The sequence below is a fragment of the Corynebacterium sp. HMSC070H05 genome, from assembly GCF_001837615.1.
GTDB lineage: Bacteria > Actinomycetota > Actinomycetes > Mycobacteriales > Mycobacteriaceae > Corynebacterium > Corynebacterium coyleae.
Window position 1 is genome coordinate 22,953 of the sequence record NZ_KV833343.1, and the last position, 20,285, is coordinate 43,237.

Annotated in this window: 15 protein-coding genes; 9 read left to right on the plus strand and 6 right to left on the minus strand. The window is 59.5% G+C overall.

Going from position 1 to position 20,285, the window contains the following annotated elements; translation table 11 throughout:
- Nucleotides 1-54: 54 nt before the first annotated feature.
- Both HMPREF2617_RS10010 and HMPREF2617_RS10015 read right to left on the minus strand, forming a co-directional pair.
- Nucleotides 55-3,681 (minus strand): ABC transporter ATP-binding protein, encoded by a 3,627-nt coding sequence (locus HMPREF2617_RS10010; protein ID WP_070840633.1) that lies wholly within the window; start codon nt 3,679-3,681, stop codon nt 55-57.
- On the minus strand, nt 3,668-4,573 hold the full coding sequence (locus HMPREF2617_RS10015) for a hypothetical protein (RefSeq protein WP_070820543.1): 906 nt from the start codon (nt 4,571-4,573) through the stop codon (nt 3,668-3,670). Before HMPREF2617_RS10015 ends, HMPREF2617_RS10010 begins: the two co-directional genes overlap by 14 nt.
- A gap of 100 nt (nt 4,574-4,673) precedes the next feature.
- Here HMPREF2617_RS10015 and HMPREF2617_RS10020 point away from each other — a divergent pair, with 100 nt between their 5' ends.
- Together HMPREF2617_RS10020 and HMPREF2617_RS10025 are read left to right on the plus strand one after the other, a co-directional pair.
- The gene (locus HMPREF2617_RS10020; protein WP_070840634.1) at nt 4,674-6,203 is read left to right on the plus strand and encodes a carboxylesterase/lipase family protein; all 1,530 of its coding nucleotides are present in this window, start codon (nt 4,674-4,676) and stop codon (nt 6,201-6,203) included.
- A gap of 88 nt (nt 6,204-6,291) precedes the next feature.
- Nucleotides 6,292-7,110, plus strand: a complete 819-nt coding sequence (locus tag HMPREF2617_RS10025; RefSeq protein WP_070840635.1) for a hypothetical protein — start codon at nt 6,292-6,294, stop codon at nt 7,108-7,110.
- Here HMPREF2617_RS10025 and HMPREF2617_RS12135 read toward each other — a convergent pair.
- A complete protein-coding gene (locus HMPREF2617_RS12135; protein WP_168161869.1) occupies nt 7,107-7,634 on the minus strand; it encodes a hypothetical protein in 528 nt (175 codons plus the stop codon). The two genes, HMPREF2617_RS10025 and HMPREF2617_RS12135, sit on opposite strands and share 4 nt — an antisense overlap.
- A gap of 95 nt (nt 7,635-7,729) precedes the next feature.
- Here HMPREF2617_RS12135 and HMPREF2617_RS10035 point away from each other — a divergent pair, with 95 nt between their 5' ends.
- The 6 genes from HMPREF2617_RS10035 to HMPREF2617_RS10060 all read left to right on the plus strand — a co-directional run bounded on the left by HMPREF2617_RS10035 (nt 7,730) and on the right by HMPREF2617_RS10060 (nt 15,740).
- On the plus strand, nt 7,730-8,929 hold the full coding sequence (locus HMPREF2617_RS10035; protein ID WP_070453095.1) for an MFS transporter: 1,200 nt from the start codon (nt 7,730-7,732) through the stop codon (nt 8,927-8,929).
- Nucleotides 8,926-9,921, plus strand: coding sequence for a nucleoside hydrolase (locus HMPREF2617_RS10040; protein ID WP_070840636.1), 996 nt, complete (start codon nt 8,926-8,928; stop codon nt 9,919-9,921). The genes HMPREF2617_RS10035 and HMPREF2617_RS10040 overlap by 4 nt, the downstream gene beginning before the upstream one ends.
- Nucleotides 9,922-10,012: 91 nt before the next feature.
- The gene (locus HMPREF2617_RS10045) at nt 10,013-10,819 is read left to right on the plus strand and encodes a glycosyl transferase family 9 (RefSeq protein ID WP_070421802.1); all 807 of its coding nucleotides are present in this window, start codon (nt 10,013-10,015) and stop codon (nt 10,817-10,819) included.
- Nucleotides 10,820-10,828: 9 nt separating this feature from the next.
- Complete coding sequence (locus HMPREF2617_RS10050) at nt 10,829-11,536, plus strand: energy-coupling factor transporter transmembrane component T family protein (protein WP_246815309.1); 708 nt, start codon at nt 10,829-10,831, stop codon at nt 11,534-11,536.
- Nucleotides 11,527-12,690 carry an ATP-binding cassette domain-containing protein gene (locus HMPREF2617_RS10055; protein ID WP_168161870.1) on the plus strand — a complete coding sequence of 388 codons (1,164 nt, stop codon included), beginning with the start codon at nt 11,527-11,529 and terminating at the stop codon, nt 12,688-12,690. The genes HMPREF2617_RS10050 and HMPREF2617_RS10055 overlap by 10 nt, the downstream gene beginning before the upstream one ends.
- Before the next feature lie 107 nt (nt 12,691-12,797).
- Nucleotides 12,798-15,740, plus strand: coding sequence for a TrlF family AAA-like ATPase (locus HMPREF2617_RS10060; RefSeq protein WP_349018895.1), 2,943 nt, complete (start codon nt 12,798-12,800; stop codon nt 15,738-15,740).
- A gap of 51 nt (nt 15,741-15,791) precedes the next feature.
- On the opposite strand, the gene HMPREF2617_RS11765 is transcribed toward HMPREF2617_RS10060, so the two are convergent.
- The 3 genes from HMPREF2617_RS11765 to HMPREF2617_RS10065 all read right to left on the minus strand — a co-directional run bounded on the left by HMPREF2617_RS11765 (nt 15,792) and on the right by HMPREF2617_RS10065 (nt 18,852).
- Complete coding sequence (locus tag HMPREF2617_RS11765; RefSeq protein WP_070482727.1) at nt 15,792-16,679, minus strand: NgoMIV family type II restriction endonuclease; 888 nt, start codon at nt 16,677-16,679, stop codon at nt 15,792-15,794.
- Complete coding sequence (locus tag HMPREF2617_RS11770; RefSeq protein WP_083284728.1) at nt 16,676-17,701, minus strand: DNA cytosine methyltransferase; 1,026 nt, start codon at nt 17,699-17,701, stop codon at nt 16,676-16,678. The genes HMPREF2617_RS11765 and HMPREF2617_RS11770 overlap by 4 nt, the downstream gene beginning before the upstream one ends.
- 191 nt (nt 17,702-17,892) lie before the next feature.
- Nucleotides 17,893-18,852 carry an L-lactate dehydrogenase gene (locus tag HMPREF2617_RS10065; RefSeq protein ID WP_070482729.1) on the minus strand — a complete coding sequence of 320 codons (960 nt, stop codon included), beginning with the start codon at nt 18,850-18,852 and terminating at the stop codon, nt 17,893-17,895.
- Between the two features lie 134 nt (nt 18,853-18,986).
- Between HMPREF2617_RS10065 and hisD the strand changes: the two genes are divergently transcribed.
- Nucleotides 18,987-20,285, plus strand: coding sequence for a histidinol dehydrogenase (gene hisD, locus HMPREF2617_RS10070; RefSeq protein ID WP_070840637.1), 1,299 nt, complete (start codon nt 18,987-18,989; stop codon nt 20,283-20,285).

Below are 20,285 nucleotides of genomic sequence, written 5' to 3' on the forward strand. Positions count from 1 at the left end.
TATGGCGCGAACTTGGGTTGTTCCTGTCCACGGGGTTTCCGTCTTTCACCCCCGTTAGCGGTTGGCAGCCCACATTTGGGCATACCTACCGCCGGCGGTGAGGAGGTCCTCGTGGCAACCGTCCTCAATGATACGTCCTTCGTCGATGACGAGTATTCGGTCGGCCCTCGCAGCGGTTGCGAGGCGGTGTGCGACGACCACTGACGTGCGCCCCGAGGTTGCACGGTCGGCGGCGTCGAGCACCGCGCGTTCGGTTGCGGGATCAAGGGTGGCGGTGGCTTCGTCGAGAAGCAGCACGGCAGGGGAGAGCATCTCCGCACGTGCGAGTGCGATGATCTGGCGCTGCCCGGAACTCAAGCCTCGGCCGCGTTCACCGACGCGCGCGTTGAAGCCGCCGGGGATCGTATCGACGACACCGAGCGCGCCAATGCGGTTCACCGCTGCCTCGATCTCTTCTGGGGTCGCGCCCGGCGTGCCGTAGGCGATGTTGTCCGCGACGGTGCCGGGGAACAGGTAGGACTCCTGCGGGACCTGGGCGAGTGCGCGGCGCCAGTCTGCAAGCGGGAATTCCACGATGTTTGTGCCGGAGGCGCGCACCTTGCCCGAGGTGGGGTCGTAGAACCGGGCGAGCAGTTTGACCACGGTGGATTTGCCCGCACCTGTTGGGCCGACGAGTGCCACGGTGGTACCTGGCTCGATGGTCAGGTCCATGTGGTCAATCACGGGGGAGGCGTCTGTATCGGTGGAGGCGGAGTAGGAGAAGGTGGTGTCGTCGAAAAGCAATGGCCCACTTGCGGCGCTGTGAGCACCCGGGTTGGTGCCGGTATCGGGGACGGTGGTGCGTTGGGCAAGCAGTGCGCGGATGCGGTCGAAACTGACGGTGGCTTGCTGCCAGGAGTCGAAGATTTGGCCAAGCTGCTGGATGGGGCCGTAGAGCTGGCCGAGGTACATGGTGAATGCGACGAGCACACCGACGGACAGCGATCCGTCGGCGATGCGTCCCGCACCAAAGCCGACGATGACGGCGGTCATGGTTTGGGAGATGAAGTGCATGCCTGGGAAGTACAGCGCGACCAGGGTGACGGAGCGCATGCGCAGGCGGCGGTATTCGTCGCTTAGGGCGGTGAAGTGCGCTTCGAAGTGGGGCTGCGCGCGGTGGGTTTGGGTGGTGCGGATGCCGCCGATGAGTTCCGCGAACTCGCCGTTGACCGTGGAGATCTGTTCGCGTGAGGCCTGGTAGTAGCGCTTGGAGAAGACTCTGAACGCCCAGGTAGCGGCGACAATCACCGGGACGGCGGTCAGCGCGATGAGGGTGAGTTCGCCGTCTGTGGCAACGAGCATAACGATCACGCCCACGAGAGAGCCGACGGCGACAATCGCCTGGGCAAGCCCGGTTTGTAGGAAGCTCGACAAGGTGTCGATGTCCGTGGTCATGCGCGTCATGATCTTGCCGGACAGTCGCGATTCGAAGTAACTCAACCCCAGTTGCTGCAGGTGCGCGTAGGAGCGCAGGCGCAGCCCGTAGAGGAGGCGTTCGCCGGAGCGCGACGACAAAACAGTCATGAGTGCATCCGAGGCCCAGGCGATCGCGACCACACCGAGCGCAATGAGCCCCGCGTTGATCAGGTTCTCCTGGTTACTTGGGGTAATGCCGCGGTCCACGGCGGCGCGCACGATGGTGGGGAAGGCCAAGTCCGCCAGCACGCCCACAATCAGCAGGGCGACGGTGCCTGCGATGAGCCAGCGCACGGCCTTGAACATGTCGCGGATGTGGAATTCGCTCGACGGGGTGCGCAGGCGGGTCAGTGTCTGCTCGGCCAGATCCGGCAGTTCGCGCGCTCCCGGGAGGCGCTCCACACGCGCGAGCAGTTCCGGGGTGGCGTTGATGGTGGAGGCGCGCCCGCTCGTCGGCACGATCACGCGTTCCTGGGGTTCGGTGTCCACTTCGGGCCACAGGTTGCCAATCTCCTCGTACAGCGTTTCGGACTCCGGGTCCATGGAGGCGCGATACTCGTCGGTTGCCATGACCTCGTCGCGGGGCCCTTGCTTGACGACGACCCCACCGCGCACCACCGCTACCCGATCCGCATGATCCACCGTTGATTGGCGGTGGGCCACGGTCAGCACTGCGATGTCGCTGAGTGCTTCGCGCAGGTTGGCCAAGATGTTGGCTTCGTTGATGGAGTCGATGGCGCTGGTGGCGTCGTCAAGCACGAGCACCTTCGGTTTTGACATGAGCGCGCGGGCGAGTGCGATGCGCTGGCGCTGGCCGCCGGAAAGTGTGAGGCCACGCTCACCGACCTGGGTGTCGTAGCCGTCGGGGAGGCGCTCGATAAACTCGTCTGCCAGGGCGAGGCGTGCCGCCTCACGCACCGCGACATCAAGTTCGTCCGGCGACATGTTGTCGGCAGCGCCCATGGCGATGTTGTCGCGCACGGAGGAAGAGAAAAGGAAGGCGTCGTCGAAAACACAGACCACATCGCCACCGGTGACCGTGCTCGTATCCGGGGTGTAGAACCCGCCAGCTAGCTGCACCGCCATGGTTTTACCCGCGCCGGGCGGGCCGACCATTGCAACGGTCTCGCCCGGCGCGACCGAAAGGGTGAAGCCGTTTAAGACGTTGTGGCCACCGGTGGAAAAGTGCACGTCGCTAAAGTGCAGGCCGGGTTCGGCAGGCAAGTTTTCGGTGGAATTCACGGTGGAATTCACGGTGGAGTTTGCGGTGGACTCTTCAGGTGCGAGTGCCAGCACATCCGCGAGCCTGTCGAAGGAGCTCATACCCATCTGCATGCGGACGTACTGGTTGGTCAGCATCGACAGGGTGGACGTCATCGTGGTCAGGTACGCGGTGAATGCGACGAACTGGCCGATGGAGATCCTTCCGTGGATGGCGAGCATGCCACCGGCGATGATGGTGACCACGAGTGCAACCTTGGGCAGCTGGGACAGTACCGGCTGGAAGCGTGCGGTGAGTTTTGCTGCGCGCATCTTGACCGCGTAGAGGTGGCGGCCAAGGTTGTCGAGCTGGTCGATCTCGCGCTGTTCCTGCCCGAACGCCTTGACCACGCGCACGCCGGAGACGGTTTGTTCGACGTGCTCTGCAAGTTCTGCGGTGGCGTGCTGGTTGACCCACGTTGCTGCGTAGAGCGTTTTGCGCGACCGGTTGGCCTCCCACAGGAGCACGGGCAGCAGTGCCAGCGACATCGCGGTCAGTGCGACGTCCATGCTCAGCATGACGATCAAGGTGGCTGCTAGTTGCACGATGCGCGTGAGCATCATCGCCAGGGTGTCCAGGACCATCTGGTACATGTTCAGATCCGAGATCGAGCGCGAGACAATCTGGCCGGTCACGATCTTGTCCTGTCCCGGCCCGTCCAGGCGGTGCAGTGTGCGCAGGATCTTGGTGCGCAACCAGTGTTGCGAGGTCGTAGCAAGGCGACCGGAGGTGGTGCGCCGGATGATGCTTAGGACGTAGGTGGCCGCTGCGACTGCCACCATCAGCCATGCCACGCGGGCAACGGAACCGTCCGCATTCCCGGTGGCAATATCAATCGCTTGGCCAGTAAGAGCGGGCTCGGCCACGCGGGTGAGCGCCGCCAAGATGGCAGCGGCGAACGCGACGGCGGCAGGCGCGCGGTTCGCCTTGAGCGATTGGGTAAGAAGTGGGCTAGTGGTCCTCATGTTCCTTGTCGTTGCTGTCCTTCCCGCTACTGTCCTTACCGTCGCGGAAGATCTTCAAAATCCATGCAGCGAATTCCTTCGGGTTGAAGCCACCCTTGATGCGACCGGTCTCATCGGCCGTGTCTTCGGGCTCGAGCGGGGTGGCAAACTGCAGCGGCACCGGGCCGAGGGCCTGCTGAATGTTATCGATGATGTTGCCGGCCAGCTTGCGGTTCACCGTCGTACCGGCAATCGCACCCAGGCCGAGCGGCAGCATCTTGCCCAGCCAGGCGCGACGCATGGAACGACGCAGCGAACGCATAGCCATGCGCTGCAGCACGTTGTTGGTCTCATTGAGCGTCGGGCCAGAAAAGCGCGACAGGGTGGCCTTGCCAGGCAGCTTGCGGGAGTTTTCGCCGAGCAGCGTATCCACGATTGCTAGACCCTTCGTACCCATCAGCGTGGTCAGCACGATGGCGCGGCGGTGCTCGGGGTCGGAGATGTCGTCGCCACGCAAATATGCCGATGACATGGCGTAAAACGCCGCGAGATCCAGAAAGAGGGCGGACTCGCCGGCCACAGCAGCAGCACCTGTGAACAGGCCAACGCCTGGTACTGCCGCAGCGGCACCCACACCGGCACCGGTGCCCGTGACGGTGTTTTTCAGATGCTTATCCATAATCGCCTGGATCTGTGCCGGCGACTTATCCGGGTTGTCGCGGCGCAACCAATCTACATATCCGCGGATCACAGAGGTCTGCAGTCGCACGGCCTTGTCCACCGCGCCGATGAAAACACGACCGAGTTTGCCCGCGTCCTTTTCCAGCTGCGCTGAATTTTCCTGCAGCGCGACCTTGATTTCCTTGCGGAGCTCCGTCTCGTCGATCTGCGTTGATTTCTTCTTACCGAACACGTTTATCCTCCTGCCGTGAACTGGCGATGGGTAATTGGTACAGCATAGAACGACTTCATATCCCGGGAAGACCGGGCGGAAACGCTCTAGGCTTGAACGCATGAATGCGCGCCGCCAACCAGTCGTACAGACAACGGCCGGAGCCGTGCGCGGTCAAGTCGACCCGCACACCGGAATGCGCACCTGGCGTGGCGTGCCATTCGGCGCCAACACCGCTGGTACTCACCGGTTCCGCGAACCGAAACCCGTCCAACCCTGGCCTGGGGTGCGCGACTGCACACGCTTCGGCCCACCCGCCATGCAAGGCACCTTCGGCATCCGTGGCACGGTGCTTGGTTCGGAGGACTGCCTCAACTTAGACATCGTCAGGCCCGACACTGATGAGGTCTTGCCTGTCGTTGTCTGTTTCCACGGCGGCACTTTTGTCACCGGCGCCAGCCACGAAAAAGTCCTCCAAGGTCATCGCCTCACCGCCGCGACGAACATTGTCTACGTCTCCTTAAACTTCCGCCTCGGCGTGCTCGGCTACCTCGATGTGCGATCGCTTGGCGACGACTGCGTGGCCAACCCCGCTATCCGCGACCAGATCCTCGCCCTGCGGTGGATCCGGGACAACATCGCAGCCTTCGGCGGCGACCCAGATGCTGTGACCATCATGGGCGAATCGGCAGGCGGTGCTGCCGTGCTGCATCTCATGTGCGCACCCGATGCCCGCGGCCTGTTCCACCGCGCAATCGCGCAGTCCCCGCCACCGGCCAGCGTCCACTCGAGGCGCCAAGCCGCCAGGTGGGTCGAAGCCCTCATCAGGAAACTCGGTCTCGCACCAGACACCACCCTTGACCAGCTGCGCGACATCCCCGCAGAAACCCTCGTGCGCGCCGGGCAATCACTGATGTTTAACAGCAAGGAAGCGCTGCAATTCAACATCAGCTTCATGCCCACCCTGGACAGTGCCAGCCTGCCCCAACACCCCATTGACACGTTCAACGCCGGCGAGCAAGCCCGCGTGCCACTGATCGTGGGAACCAACTCCGACGAAGCCAGTTTCACCAAAGCCATCTACCAAACCTCCCGCCAGCGCCAACGTGCTGCGCGCCGGGCGTTGAACGTGTTTGACCCGGACAATGCGCTGGATGTCATCGAGGCGTACGACGATGTCGGCGCACGCGGCGATTTTGCGGAGTTGATGGCAGACGCCGTGTTCTGGGCCCCGAGTGTCATCCTGGCCACCGCGCACCGCATGGTTGCGCCGACCTATATGTATCGGTTCGCCTACGCATCTGCCGCGATGCGCAAGTTGGGCCTCGGCGCGATTCACGCAGCTGACCTTGTGGCGGTCTATGGCGATCCCTTTGCCACAGTGACCTCCAAACTGGATCGCTTCGGGCCGCGGGACACGTTCCAAGAGGTCAGCCGGCTCATGCAGTACCACTGGGGCGAGTTCTTCCACACCGGCACACCTGGTCCGGAGTGGCCCAGCTACGGGTTTAAGCGTGGCGACGACCCGGGGCGTGCGACTGCGGTGTTTGAGTACGGCATGCGTGTGGAATACGACCCGAAAGCCGAACAACGCACCGCGTGGGAGTCGTTTGACATGCGCGAGTGGGGAATTAGCCGGACGGATTTATGACATCCGCGATGATAATTCCAGGCACGCGCCAGCGAACGTGGCTAGGCTGAAGCCAGTCTGAAGGTCAATGCGGAAGGAACCCACTGTCATGAGCTTTTTCGAGGACATCGCGACCGCGTTGGACCGCGACGGTATTGAGTCGCGCGTAGGCGGGGACACGATGTTTGTCCCCATGTCTGCGGCGTTGGAATTGCAGTTTGTGGAAATTGATCCGCACCTGCCGGCAGCGAACGTGTACATCGCCGCGGCTGACGTGGACGAGGACGACGATGAGTTTGAGGCCGTCTTAGTCGCTGTGGTGTTCTCCGTGGAGGCAGCGGTGACTGCTGTTGCTGAGCACATGGCGACCGACCAGGTGGTAACAGTGCTGCGCGACCTGCTGGAAAGCACGGACGAGCGCATTGGGGATCTCGAGTTCTTCCAGGACCACGTCAACCCGCAGCAGGTGCGCGCCGAAGTGGGCGCGAATGCCGAGTTGCAGGTCGTCGTCGAAGCCGTCAACGGCGTACCGAGCGCCACAGTGACCTTCGTTGCACTCCCGGATGACTACGACGATGTCATCGAGGACGCCGAGGGCGAGTTGTGGGAGTCCGACGGCGATGCGGAACTGTCTGAGGAGGACCGCGCACGTCTGTTTGACGTCATCCATGACGAGGCGGTTGCCGACGCAGAGAAGCTCGAGCTGGGCAGCTTCACCGACTTCGACCGCCTCTTTGACGTGCTGTCGCTCGCCGCCGACCAGGCAGAGGAATGGGAGGCGCAGCTGCTTCCAGTCGACGACGAGATTGACGAGCCGGACGTCTACGACATCTTCGGCCAAGACGACGAAGACTACGACGAGGACCTCGATGATGAGGATGATGAGGATCTCGACGACGAAGACTTCGACGAGGACGACGAGGACTAAGCCGCGCTGAGTCCTTCGAACATGGAGGAGGGCGACTCGATCGGGGTGAACGCCCCGTCGACGAGCCAGACGTAACTTGCTGCCTTCGCCCCCGGAATTTCGTGGACGGTGTGGGCAGCATCATCGGGGATGACCGCGCGCACCCAGGACTCGGCAAGCAACGTGTCCACGGGAACCCCCGCGGCATCGGTCACGCGCAGTTCGATCAAGTAGGCCGGAATGTGGCGCTGCCCGTATCCCTGAATACGAGCGCGGGCGCGCGGGCCAACACGCCGCCGCGTGACCGCCAACGACAGCGTCGGACCGTTGTCTATCCGGGGTAGCGATATCACCGGTGGCCGCCAGGTCGCAGCCGGGCGAGACAGCGAGCGCGGGTGGTGGATCATCGCGTTGATGGCGTGCAGCTTCTCGGGGAAGAGGTCTCGGATTTCAGCAGCCAAGGAATCGGCACTGGCGTATGCATCGGCATCCACAGTGGGGGAGGTGCGGAACATGGACAGGGCATTCTTTGCGTTCAACTTCATGGCTCAAACACTAAAAGTGGCCCCGACACCACCCGGTACGTATTCGAACATATGGGCGATACGGTTATTTGACGCGTTGTGTAACCTTGCTGTTTATGAGTGCGAATAAGGTGGTGAAACCGTCGATACCCCGCACCATTTGGGTGCTCACGGGCGCCGCCTTCATTGTTGCGCTCGGGTACGGGTTAATCGCTCCGGTTCTCCCGCAGTTTGCGGGAAGTTTCAACGTATCCATGGCCGCAGCAGGTGCGGTCGTGTCTGTGTTTGCTCTTGCCAGGTTGCTTGGTGCGCCCGGCGCGGGTGTGCTGGTGGACAAACTGGGCTCGCGCCCGATCTACCTCACAGGCTTGAGCATTGTGGCTGTCTCCACGTTCTTCGTGGCGTTTGCCCAGGCGTATTGGCAGATTCTTGCGTTGCGGTTCATCGCGGGTTTCGGCTCGACGATGTTTACGTTGTCGGCGCAGGCACTGATTGTGCGGGTGACGCATCCTTCGATCCGTGGCCGCGCGAACGCGTTGTACGCTTCGGCATTTCTTGTGGGCAATGTGTTCGGTCCGATCGTGGGCGCAGCGTTGTCGTATTTGGGTTTCCGTATCCCGTTTGCCATTTATGGCGTGGCGGTCGCGATTGCGGCCGGCCTCGTCGCGTGGCTTACACAGCCGCGTCCAGGTGCGAAGGCGTTGCCGAAGGCGAAGCCCGCGATGCGGCTGCGGAGCGCCTGGAAGGTGCCCACCTACAGGGGATTGCTGGTCGCGGCGTTTACCAATGGGTTTGTGAATATGGGTGCACGCGTGGCGGTGTTGCCGCTCTTTGCCGCCGCGGTGTTTGAGCAAGGCGGGGCAGCGGCTGGTTTCGCGCTTACGGCGTTCGCGCTCGGCATGGCGATCATGCTGCAGTTTTCCGGGCGTATGTCGGATCATTTTGGCAGGCGCCCGATGATCTTTGCGGGCATGGCAATGTCTGCAGTGTTTACGGTGGTGCTTGGCACGGCGACGAGTTTCTGGCCGCTCATGATCTGGTCGGTGCTGGCCGGCGTGGCTTCCGGCACGATGAGCCCGTCCATTCAGGCAGCGTTGGCGGACATCATTGGCAATGAACGCTCCGGCGGTAAGGTGTTATCCACATTCCAGATGACGCAGGATGCGGGCCAGATTTTCGCACCTGTGGTTGTCGGTGCGATTGCGCAGACCGCAGGCTTTACTGCCGCGTTCGGCGTATGCGGTGCAATGTGTGCGGTGGCGGCTGTGGTGTGGCTGATCATCGGTAAGGAAACGATGGTGAAGGAGCCACGATGAGAGTAATTCTGGACTGCGACCCGGGTATCGACGACACCTTAGCCCTCATCTGGCTGACCGCGGCCACGCAGGCAGGCATCCATGAGCTTGAGTGCGTGACCACGACTGCCGGCAACGTCGACGCCGACCAGTGTGCCAAGAACGCCGCATGGATCCTGTCGTTGTGCGGTTTGCCGATTATCTCTCTCGCCGCTGGAGTACCGGCGCCGCTTGAGGTGGAGCTGACCACCACGCCAGAAACCCACGGCGACACGGGGCTGGGCTATGCCACTGCGCCGCAGCGTCACGTCGAGCACGACTGGGAAGCCCTGTGGATCGACGCGATTGAGCGCGGTACTGACGATCTGCACCTCATCATCACCGGTCCCATGACCAACTTGGCGTTTTTCGCCCACGCCCACCCACAGCATTTCGCGCGCCTGAAGCACATCACGGTGATGGGCGGGGCGGTGAACTATCCGGGCAACACCACGCCGACGGGGGAGTGGAACTTCTGGGTTGATCCGCACGCGGCTGCCGATGTGTTCGACATGACACCGACCCCGATCACGCTGTGTTCACTGGGTGTGACGGAGAAGATGGTGCTTGAGCCTGAGCGGTTGGAGGGGGTCGTCGCAAAGCTAGGCGCGAGCCCGATTGCCCAGCACTTGGGTGACATTGTGCGGTTCTACTTCGAGTTCCACGAGGAGGTCGGGGAGGGCTATCGTGCGCAGATCCACGACTTGCTCACGGTGCTCATCGCGCTTGGTGCGGTGGACGTTGAGCATTGCTTGACGACGATCGCCGTCGAGGCCGATTCCGACCTCACCCGCGGCACCTCAGTGGCGGATCTGCGCGACATTTGGGAGCGCGAACCCAACGCACGCTTAGTCACCGACGCGGACATTAACGCCGCGTGGCAGTCCTTCGACTGGGCCTGCGAGATCCATGCACGCGTGGTGGCGGGTGATGCAAGTCTTATGGAACTGCGCCACCTCAAAGCGGACGACTAACTGCTACACTGCCTGATCTGGACGTTCCTGCCGAGGTGACATAGGCAGGGGCGCAATTGTTCATTTGCCCGTGAGAATTACGGAAAGTTCCATGTCACACACCACTTCTCAAAACTCGCAGAAGGCGCAGTGGACCCCGCTGCGTCGCGTTCTCGTTGCCCTTGGCGCGCTGATTATCGCGGCGACCTGGCTCTACTTCGTTCTTGTCCGCCCCGCTGACTGGGATCAGGTCACTGGCTCCGGTCCTGGCATCACGTTGCTGGCGGGCTACGGCGTGGGCACCCTGCTGCTACTCGTGGCCATCGTCCCGGTGTTGCCGGCGCGCACGCTTGGGCTGATTCCGATTGCGATCATCATCAACTCCGTCATCGGCGAGATCGTCGGCTCGATTGGTCTGCCGCTGTACCTCGACTCCGTGGGTACCGTGCTGGTCGCAGCCCTGGCCGGCCCGGTTGCGGGCATGGCCACCGGTGCGCTGAACAACGTGGTGTGGGGTCTGGTCAACCCGGCCGCTCTGCCGTTCGCCGCCGGTGCGGCCTTGGTCGGCTGGTTGGCGGGTGTGTTCATTCACCGCTTCAACGCGTTCCGTAACCCTGGCACCGTGGTTGGCTTTGGCCTTGTGCTCGGCGTGGTGGGCGGCATGGTTGCAGCCCCGGTTGCCGCATATGTCTACGGCGGTACCGCCGGTGTGGGCACCGGTGCGCTGGTGAGCCTGTTCCGCGAGATGGGTGGGTCCCTGATCGCATCGGTAACCACCCAGGCGTTCATCTCTGACCCGGTGGATAAGCTCATTGTCCTGTTCATCGCCTACGCCACAGTGAAGGCGCTGCCGAAGCGCACCGTGGCTGCCTTCGCGCCACAAGAACCTGTCGCACCAGCATCGACACCTGAGGCGTAAAGCACTTCCGTGGCAGACCGTCTGAGTCCTTCAACCCGTGTGAACCCGTTGACCGCTTTGGCCATCGGGGCGTCGGGCTGGATTCTGGTGCTCGGGCTGAACCGGCCAGAAGTTTCACTCGCAGTGCTGGCCGCGGCAATGGTGCTGGGGACGTGGCGGACCCGCAACGTCGCGCTCATTGCGGCCGCCGCGTTGCTTGCCGCCCCTGTCGCAGCATCCATGGTGCTCATCCACGCGCCCTACGGTGAGCATCGCATCGCGCCGCTGCTTACTAGCGACGGACTTGCCACAGCAGGGGAGTTAGCCGCACGCTTCACCGCACTGATTGCCAGCCTGCTCGCGGCCGTCGCATGGTCGCGCACCCCGGACCTGGCCAAGGCGCTGCAGGCAGCACCGGGTGGCAACCGGATCGGATACATCGCCGGCACGACACTGCAACTCGGCCCCCAAGGTGCACACCGCGCCCGGATCGTTCGCGACGCCAACCGGCTCAAAGGCGAGCGCATCACCGTAAAAACCGTGGTCCCGAACCTGATCATGCCGGTGCTTACAGAGTTGCTCACCCAAGCCGGTGCTCGCGGCCAAGCCTTAGAGACCGCAGGCTACGACCTCACCGGCCCTCGCACCGTGCTGCACCCTGTCCACGACAGCCGCATCCAGCGTGCCGCCCGCATCCTCATCCCGCTTGCGTGTTTGGGGGTCGTGCTGTGGATCTGACATTGCTCACCCAGGCGCTCGACGAGCACCGCGCGGTGCAGGTGATCGGGAACTCCGGCGCAGGCCTGACCACCCTGGCAGCGCAAGTGCACCGCGAGTGGGACAACGCCGCCGTAGTCCAGCAGGACGCCACCGCGCACGTGTCCTACCTTCGAGATACCGTCATCGAGGAAGTTGCCCTCGGTCTCGAACAGCGCGGCGTACCCGCCGACGAGATGCGTCAGCGTTGCCAGGCAATCCTCCACGCTGCAGGGCTGAGCGATCTCGCCGAGCGCAACCCAGCGCAACTCTCCGGTGGCCAAACGCGACGCCTCGCCATCGCAGCTGTTGCGGTGCTTGAGCCGGGCACCTTGCTTCTCGACGACCCCTTCGCCGGCCTCGACCCAACCTCCTGCACCCGCATCACCGAACTGCTGGCTTCGCTGCCGTCGAAGGTGGTCATCCTGGGCACACGACATCGTGATATCGAATCGGCCGTGCTCAGACTTGTCGAAGGCGCCCTCCAGCCGGACGTCCCACCCAACCCGAACCTGCAGCTGCCCGACCGCGTTACAGCAACCGGTGAGCCGATCGACTTCGGAGAAGTCTCCGCGGTGCGCGGCGAAACAACCCGCAAGTGGTGGCAGTTCCGCACCACGTCAGAGCCAGCGTTCACGGCCGGCCCAGTGCACCTGACCGTCCTCCCCGGTGAGGCCGTGTGGCTACGTGGCGACAACGGTGCCGGCAAGACAACGCTGCTGCGTGCGATGGCCGGCCTCGACGACAACCCGGGCCTGGAACAGACTCGCGGCGTGACCGTGTCGCTGGCGTTGCAGCGCGCCGCAGACCAGCTCGCAGAATCCACCGTGGGTCGGTTCATCGGCAACGACGATGCCGTCGCCGCACTGGGCTTGGACCCGGAGGCCCACCCGTTGGATCTTCCGTCGGCCCATTTCCGGCTCGCACAGCTCGCCCAGGTGTTTGCCCAGGGGCGTGATCTTGTGCTTCTCGACGAGCCCGACGTCGGCCTCGACATCCCCTCCCGCGAGCGTGCCCACGCACTCATCGCAGCAGGCCTGGCACGCGGTCAGGCGGTGATCTTCACCTGCCACGACACCAGCTTCGCCGCGGAGGTGGGGGAGTATGCAACGGTTCAGCATGCTTTTCAGCTGTAGGTGCCGGATTCAGTTTCAAACCGGGTCGATCCACCGTTAAAAACGGTGGACGACTACACAGCCCCAGTAATTTCGCTTCTTGATTAACAGGAGGGTAATTCGGTGAGATGCGCAGCGCTTTCGATATCGACCTTCTGCGAAGCGCAAGTAAGCATGAGGCTGCAAAAACTGTCAGAAGTTTTGTAATTCGTACTAGACTAACTCCGAATCTTTGTGCGGAAGAGAAAGGTATTCTGAGAGTGGTTCGGGCTTCAAGCATAGGGGCAATTTGGCGCAAATGGGATATGCATGTGCACGTCCCAAATACCCGAATGAATAACCAATTCGAGAAGGTAGATGGAGAAACGGATTGGGGTCGATTTTGTAAAATCTTAGAAGAATCAGATGTGGAAGTATTTGGCATTACCGATTACTTCTCCCTGGACTCTTATTTTGAGTTCAAGGATCAATTTCAAAAGCTCTATCCGGATTCAAGAAAGGTTTTCTTCGCTAACCTTGAGTTGCGGCTCGATGTCGCCGTGCATCACTCCGAGTCGAACATCAATGCTCACTTGATTTTCCCCCCGGACATAACTCCGCAAACTGTAGATTTGTTGCTTTCTCACATCCCAACTTCGTCTCAAAGCGGCGAAGGTACGCGGAGTAAAGCCTTATTAGAGCATAAGAACTCCTCAGAAAAAATATTGAACGGGTTAACAGTAAATTTCAAAGAATCGTTGCAAGCGATTCAGGCTGCCCTCGATGATGTAAAACCAGGTGAATACGATTCAAAGGTAATGATCGCCCTATCAGGTAATAAGGATGGCCTGTCGCCTGGTTACTTCAACGACCGGAAGGGGCAGCTGATTGATAATTACGACCTGCACAGTCATATCATTTTTAGCAATTCAACCAATGCGCCTCACTGGCTGGATACCTCACGTGGGGAGGGGACTGGCCGGAACTTGAAACCGCATCCAACTTTCTACGGCTCGGATGCACATTCTTTTGAAGAACTTGAAAAAATGCTGGGCAAAAGTGGCAGTGATAATGCTCGTAGTTGGGAGACTACGTGGGTCAAAGCAGAACCCACATGGGAGGGGTTTCGGCAGACGCTCGCCGAACCTGCTGACAGAGTCCGTATCCAGCCCACTATTCCGGATGCTAAGAACGACTACCTGATCATCGATTCTGTCGAATTTACCGACCAAGAACTTTTTCCTGCAAAAATAAAACTCAATCCTAACCTGAACGCCATTATCGGCAGTCGTTCTTCAGGTAAGTCATCTCTGCTCGCGCATATTGCGCACAGTGTTCGTCCCGCTGAAACGGAGGAGCAGCAGAAACTGGCCGGGATGGATAAACCAGGGCCGGCAGCAGGCTTTGTTTGGGAAACCAAGAACAGCCAGTTGTGCAAGGTTAACTGGAGGGGCGACAACAGAGGCCGGGGTAACATCGTTTACGTTCCGCAGAACTTCCTGAATAGTTTGAGCGACAATGCTGCCGAGGTGACTAATCGAATCCGTCCCGCCGTACGGTCTGCAAATGAGGAGCTAATGAGAACCTTTGACTCCCGGGTACAGGAGCGGGACACTATATCTCGGCAAATAGAGGAAATAGTTCAGCAGTGGTTCCAAAAATATCAAGAATTTGGCACACGTGAAGCGGAACTAGAGAATTTCGCAGATTCTGATGCCTTGAGTTCACAACATGAGAAACTCAAATCAGAGATGGCTGAGATGTCCGCGTTCGCCAATTTGGATGAAAAAGAGTTAGAGCGCGTGACAAAGGTGAAAGAGCTGCTCGGCGAGAAACGTAAGTCGATTGAAGATCTCGAGGCGCGTAGGGCGGCGATCCGAGGATGTCTCACCGGTGCCGATCATGTAGGAGCAGGGGTCCAAACGGATGGCTTAGTGCAAGTTAGCGTGGCAATCGAAACCATGCGTGGGGAGCTGTCGGTCGGCCATATTAAGGAGATCGAAGCTTGGAGAGCGGAAAAGCAGCGTCTGCTTAATAGCGAATTCCGAAAAAAATTGGATGCGATGTCGGAAATTACTGACTCCACGCTTGTAGGCCTAAAGGCGGACGTGGCGCGAATTCAGAGTGATAATAAAGAGCTTTTCGAAAGATTCGATAAGAATGCTGATTTAGTTAATCTCCAGAAACGAATATCCAAGATTGAACTAGACCTTAGTGGCCGGGAAAAAAGTGCTGGCAAAGTCGATGATCTTAGAAAAGAGATGGGGTACCTTGAGCAGGAAATCGATTCGAAGATTATCGAGCGTAGCGCCAAGGAATCACTTCTAGAGAAGGAGTTTAATTCGGGAGTCACGCCGTTTGTCGATGGGTTGATATTCAAGATAGAAAAAGCCTTCTCATCTGAGCAAATTGATAGGTGTTCGGCAGGCTTTAACGCACGCAGCAAATCCGATTTCATTACGGAAGACAGATGCTTAGATGTTCCCTTAGCGCAGGCGAAGGCTGCTACTTTTCTGCATGAGGTCGCTTCAGGACGTCTCAAGGCTCGAAAAGAATACGAACCCGAGATGCTCGCTCGAATGGTTCTATCGGCTAAGCCGGAAATTAGATTTGCAGCAGAAATGGATGGAGATACCATCGGAGGGTTCGGCTCCTCCACAATGACTCCAGGCAAACAGGCATTGTTCGCCCTCACTCTTATTCTGAGTGACGTGGGGGAAGACTGGCCCCTGTTAATTGATCAACCGGAAGATGATCTCGATAGTAAATCGATTTACGAATCGGTGGTTAAGTTTTTGCGTCGGCAGAAGCAACGGCGGCAAATTTTAATGGTGACTCACAATGCGAATTTGGTCGTCGGAGCGGATGCGGAGTTGGTCATTGTAGCTAACCGACACGGAGCCGATCGGCCTAATGAAGATGCGAGGGTGTTCGATTACGCTTCCGGGCCATTGGAGTCAATTGAGATTGTTGAGAATGCAGAGTTTGAGCTTGATCGACTGAGTACTCGAGATCACGTTGTGGAAATCTTGGATGGTGGCGAGGAGGCCTTTCGTAAACGCCAGCAGCGTTACCAGCTGCCCGCTGTTTAGGAAAACTTACTGTCTGATTGGTTTGTCGTCCTGGCGTTTTACGTCCTCCGTTTAACCGATGAGGTCTAGGGGTAAATCCGATATGTCTCGAAGTCGGTTACCTTCGGTCAACATGGTTAGAAGTTCTTTTGCATCTTCAGACCCCTCGGCTTGAACTGCGGCACTCAGCTCAGGCAGCGCTGCGTGGTAGACCATGTCGATATCACCGGTTCCCAAAGCCAGTGAAGAAATCCTTGAAAGCATTGGCTCAGCAGTGACTGCGATGATGTGCGGTGAACGTCCTTTGCGGTTTCGAATTAAGTTAAGTGCTTCCGCGCGTGTGTTCTGTGCTCGGTCACTTCGCATAGTCAATTTGCAGCTGATAACTGCATGAAGAATTTCAATCGGTTCGGAAGAATTTGCCGCTCGAAACGGGGAAGCGAGACCTGAGAGCGAGTCGACCATAACGTGTTGGCTATTTAGCGATTCATCATTGATTGCTGTTCGGGTGACGAGAATATCCGGGCTAATGGTGTAGGAATTGCCAAGCGCAGCAGCTAGTTCTGGCGTTTCGCGAACTGCCTGGGTTAGGTCCGCTAGATGACGATAAGGTTCATAGTTTTCTACATGTCCGCTACGTCGCGAGCTGCCAATCGCTTCAGCGCTCCAATCACCCGGACGAACTGATTGAAGAAAAGGAAACGTTCCTCTGATAAAAGAAGCGACGGCTTCTTCGAAGAGCGAACCTGAGGATTGGCCCTTCATTTTCGCTTGGGTTTTGGCGCCCAGAGTACGAGCCATGTGAAACGCGATTTTCTTACTTGCGTTGCTATTGCTGTCTGCGATGGAGGCGACTCCTGAAGGTGAAATTGACACAATTCCCTGGAGGACAAGCCGCTGATGGAACAGCTCGCGGTTAGCTGTGATTATGGACTTGTTGGCTTGGCCATTTGCGGTCATGAGGGGAACTCTAACAGAGCTAAATCTGGTCGCTCGGGTTGTGCAGTGAAATTGGAGGACGATACCGACTGCTTGTTTAGTGCGGCGGTAATAGACCGTCCGACAGCAGCGGCGACTGGCGGCGGAAAAGCATTACCTACTTGCTTCCAAGCTGCAGTTTTACCGCCTTGCCATTTCCAATCCTCAGGGAATCCCTGTAATACTCCTCCCATTTTGACCGTTAGCCGCGGCATCTCAATCGCGGGGTCGATGGGAAAGTCATGTCCCGGTGCGTCTTCTGCGATGGACGAACCTTTGATGCCGAGTTTGGCCCATGCTTCACGTGCGCGAGTTGGTCCCACATCTGGGCCACCATGCTTCTTGCTTCCTCCGACAAGCGTTGGCCCAATATCTTGGGCATTTTCTGCCCACTTCTTGGCTCCAGGCCAGCCATTGGCGGCCATCAAGTCGTAGAGAGCGTTTCCAACCGTGAAAAATCGGCCGACAGGTTCGGGCCAATCGAAAAAATCCGCATACTCAGTTTTTAGAGCTACCAATATGAAACGAGGGCGCAATTGTGGCAAACCGTAATCAGCGGACGTAATGAGTTCCCAAAATACCCTGTATCCTAATGTCTCAAATTCGCGAATCAATTCACTGCGGTAGGCAGCAAATCTTGGTTGAGACAAACCTCTGACATTTTCCAGCATTACGGCCTTGGGATGCGCGATTCGCGTCAGTTCGAGCGCACGTGGGAACAAATCACGCTCGTCATCTCTACCAAGTTGTTTGCCTGCAATGGAAAACGGCGGGCATGGGACCCCTCCGGCAAGTAGGTCTAGATCCTCGGAGTAAGGAGTGATATCGAAGTTGAGTACGTCACCCTCAATCACGTTCCAGGATGGTCGGTTTGCTCGGAGAGTCGCCGCGGCATGCGGATCAAGTTCCACCGCAGCGCGAAGGTTGAAACCTGCTTCTTCAAGTCCGAGTGCCTGACCACCTGCGCCGGCGCAAATCTCAACGGAAGAAAACGGAGTGTTCATTAAGCATCAGCCTATAGGTTGAAAGCGTATTAGAGAAACGTCATTACGTTTTGTGGGCGAAAAACACGTTAGAGAGGTTGGGGGACAAGGAAACGAATATATCGAAAATGTGTGCGATGGTGAATTTTCGGTCCCACGCAAGAAAAGGGTCCGCGGTAGCCCCGCGGACCCTCGTCCATACGCAAATGCTCTTAGATCTCTGCCTTGTCGATCACGTCGCGCAGGGTTTGGGCGGAGTGGTGGAACTTGGCGGTCTCGGTGTCGTCGAGACGGAGCTCGACGACGTTGCGCACGCCGCTGCGGTTGAGCACGGTTGGGGTGCCGATGTAGATGTCGTTGAGGCCGTACTCGCCCTCGAGAAGCGCGGAGACCGGCAGGACGACGTCCTCGTTGCGCAGGATCGCGCGCGTGATGCGGGCGAGCGCGTTGCCGACGCCGAAGGACGTGTTGCCTTTGCGTTTGATGATGTCGTAGGCGGCGTCGCGGGTTTGCACAAACATCTCGTCGATCTGTGTGTAAATATCCGGATTGCGGGTGGCTTCCGTCTCAAGCAGAGCGGGGAGGGGAACGCCACCGATGGAGCCGGAGGACAACACCGGCAGTTCGGTGTCGCCGTGCTCGCCGATGATGTGGGTGTGCACCGCAGAGGGAGCGATGTCGAAGTACTGGCCCAGGTTGTGGCGCCAGCGCGCCGTATCCAGCACGGTGCCTGCGCCGATGACCTGATTCGATGGCAGCCCGGTCTGCTTCCAGGTCACGTACGTCAACACATCGACCGGGTTGGTGGCCACGACGTAAATGCCGTTGAAGCCGGCGGCCATGACTTGTTTGTTGATTGAATCGAAAATCTTCACATTGCGCGCCACAAGATCCAGACGCGTCTCGCCATCGCGCTGCGCAACACCCGCGCAATTGACCACGAGTGCCGCATCCTTGCAGTCCTCATACGTGCCAACCGTGACATCCATGTGGTGGCCAGAAAACGGGATCGCGTGATTGAGGTCTTCTACCTCTGCCCAGGCGAGGTCCTCGTTGATGTCGATGATGGCCAGGTGGTCTGCCAGCCCTTGGTTCAAGACTGCGTAGGCGTATGCGATGCCGACAGCGCCTGCACCGATGATGACAACTTTCGAACCTTGAGTGACAAACATACGACCATTATTCCATGTGTTGATTACGGGGAGCGGGGTGGGTTGGCGGCTTCGAGGTTACTTCGTCAATCCGCTTTTTAAAGGGCGAATGCTGGATAACATCTATTGATGTCCACGACAATCAAAGGAGCATCATGCTAAACGTGACAGACCTGCGAGGACGAGAGACCTCGGTACGAGAACTGCGTGCAATTCTTCCTCGTGCAGGTACCGATGTCGGCTCCGCAGCAGAACAGGTCGCGCCGATTGTCGACGACGTCCGTCGCCGCGGTGCCGAGGCAGCACTTGAATACGGGGAACGTTTTGACGGAGTACGCCCAGAAGCGGTTCGAGTTTCTTCGGATGCCATGCGGGCCGCGTTGGATGGTTTGGATGCTGATGTTCGCGCTGCACTGGAAACCTCGATTCAGCGGATCCGACAGGTGCATGCTGAGCAAAAGCCAGCTACGCGCAAAACCGAACTCGCGACAGGAGCAGTTGTTACTGAGGTGTTCCGCCCGGTACGTCGTGTGGGGCTTTATGTCCCGGGTGGTAAGGCTGTGTATCCGTCGAGTGTGCTGATGAACGTGATTCCGGCCCAGGAAGCGGGTGTGGAGTCAATGGTGGTGTGCACCCCGCCGCAAGCAGAGTTTGACGGTCAGCCGCACCCGACGATCCTCGCCGCGTGTGCGTTGCTGGGGATCGACGAGGTCTGGGCCGTCGGTGGCGCACAAGCAGTGGCGCTCATGGCCTACGGTGACGACGACCTCGAGCCCGTCGACATGATCACCGGCCCGGGCAACGTGTTTGTCGCAGCGTCGAAGCGCCTCGTCAACGGCGTGGTAGGCATCGACGCGGAAGCTGGCCCGAGCGAGATCGCGATCATTGCCGATGACACCGCCGACCCCGTCTACCTCGCCTACGACCTGATCTCCCAGGCGGAGCACGACGAGCAGGCCGCATCGATTCTGATTACGGATTCTCCGGAGCTGGCTGAGGTCGTCGACAAGGAAATCGCGAAACGCTACGGCATCACGCTCAACGCTGACCGCGTGCGCGACGCGCTGGAAGGCCCGCAGTCCGGGATTTTGATTGTGGACGACATCGAGACTGCCGTGCACGTGACCAACGTCTACGCGCCCGAGCACCTGGAGATCCACACCGCGAATGCGCAGGCTGTGGCGCGCGAGATCAACAATGCCGGCGCTATCTTCGTCGGCCCGTACTCGCCGGTGCCGCTGGGGGATTACTCAGCAGGTTCGAACCACGTGCTGCCAACGTCAGGTACCGCAAGGTTTGCCGCGGGGTTGAGCACGCACACCTTCCTCAAACCGATGAACATCGTCGAGTACTCCGCTGAGGCACTGGAAGAGGTCGCGGATGCCGTGATCACCCTTGCAGACGAAGAAGGCCTCCCCGCACACGGGGAGGCCATCAAGGCAAGGCGGGGCTAG

Coding starts and splice junctions, on each gene's coding strand:
- hisD (WP_070840637.1), top strand. CDS start 18,987: ATGCTAAACGTGACAGACCTGCGAGGACGAGAGACCTCGGTACGAGAA.
- HMPREF2617_RS10020 (WP_070840634.1), top strand. CDS start 4,674: ATGAATGCGCGCCGCCAACCAGTCGTACAGACAACGGCCGGAGCCGTG.
- HMPREF2617_RS10010 (WP_070840633.1), bottom strand. CDS start 3,681: ATGAGGACCACTAGCCCACTTCTTACCCAATCGCTCAAGGCGAACCGC.
- HMPREF2617_RS11765 (WP_070482727.1), bottom strand. CDS start 16,679: ATGACCGCAAATGGCCAAGCCAACAAGTCCATAATCACAGCTAACCGC.
- HMPREF2617_RS10065 (WP_070482729.1), bottom strand. CDS start 18,852: ATGTTTGTCACTCAAGGTTCGAAAGTTGTCATCATCGGTGCAGGCGCT.
- HMPREF2617_RS10035 (WP_070453095.1), top strand. CDS start 7,730: ATGAGTGCGAATAAGGTGGTGAAACCGTCGATACCCCGCACCATTTGG.
- HMPREF2617_RS10045 (WP_070421802.1), top strand. CDS start 10,013: ATGTCACACACCACTTCTCAAAACTCGCAGAAGGCGCAGTGGACCCCG.
- HMPREF2617_RS10060 (WP_349018895.1), top strand. CDS start 12,798: ATGCGCAGCGCTTTCGATATCGACCTTCTGCGAAGCGCAAGTAAGCAT.
- HMPREF2617_RS10040 (WP_070840636.1), top strand. CDS start 8,926: ATGAGAGTAATTCTGGACTGCGACCCGGGTATCGACGACACCTTAGCC.
- HMPREF2617_RS12135 (WP_168161869.1), bottom strand. CDS start 7,634: ATGAAGTTGAACGCAAAGAATGCCCTGTCCATGTTCCGCACCTCCCCC.
- HMPREF2617_RS10025 (WP_070840635.1), top strand. CDS start 6,292: ATGAGCTTTTTCGAGGACATCGCGACCGCGTTGGACCGCGACGGTATT.
- HMPREF2617_RS11770 (WP_083284728.1), bottom strand. CDS start 17,701: ATGAACACTCCGTTTTCTTCCGTTGAGATTTGCGCCGGCGCAGGTGGT.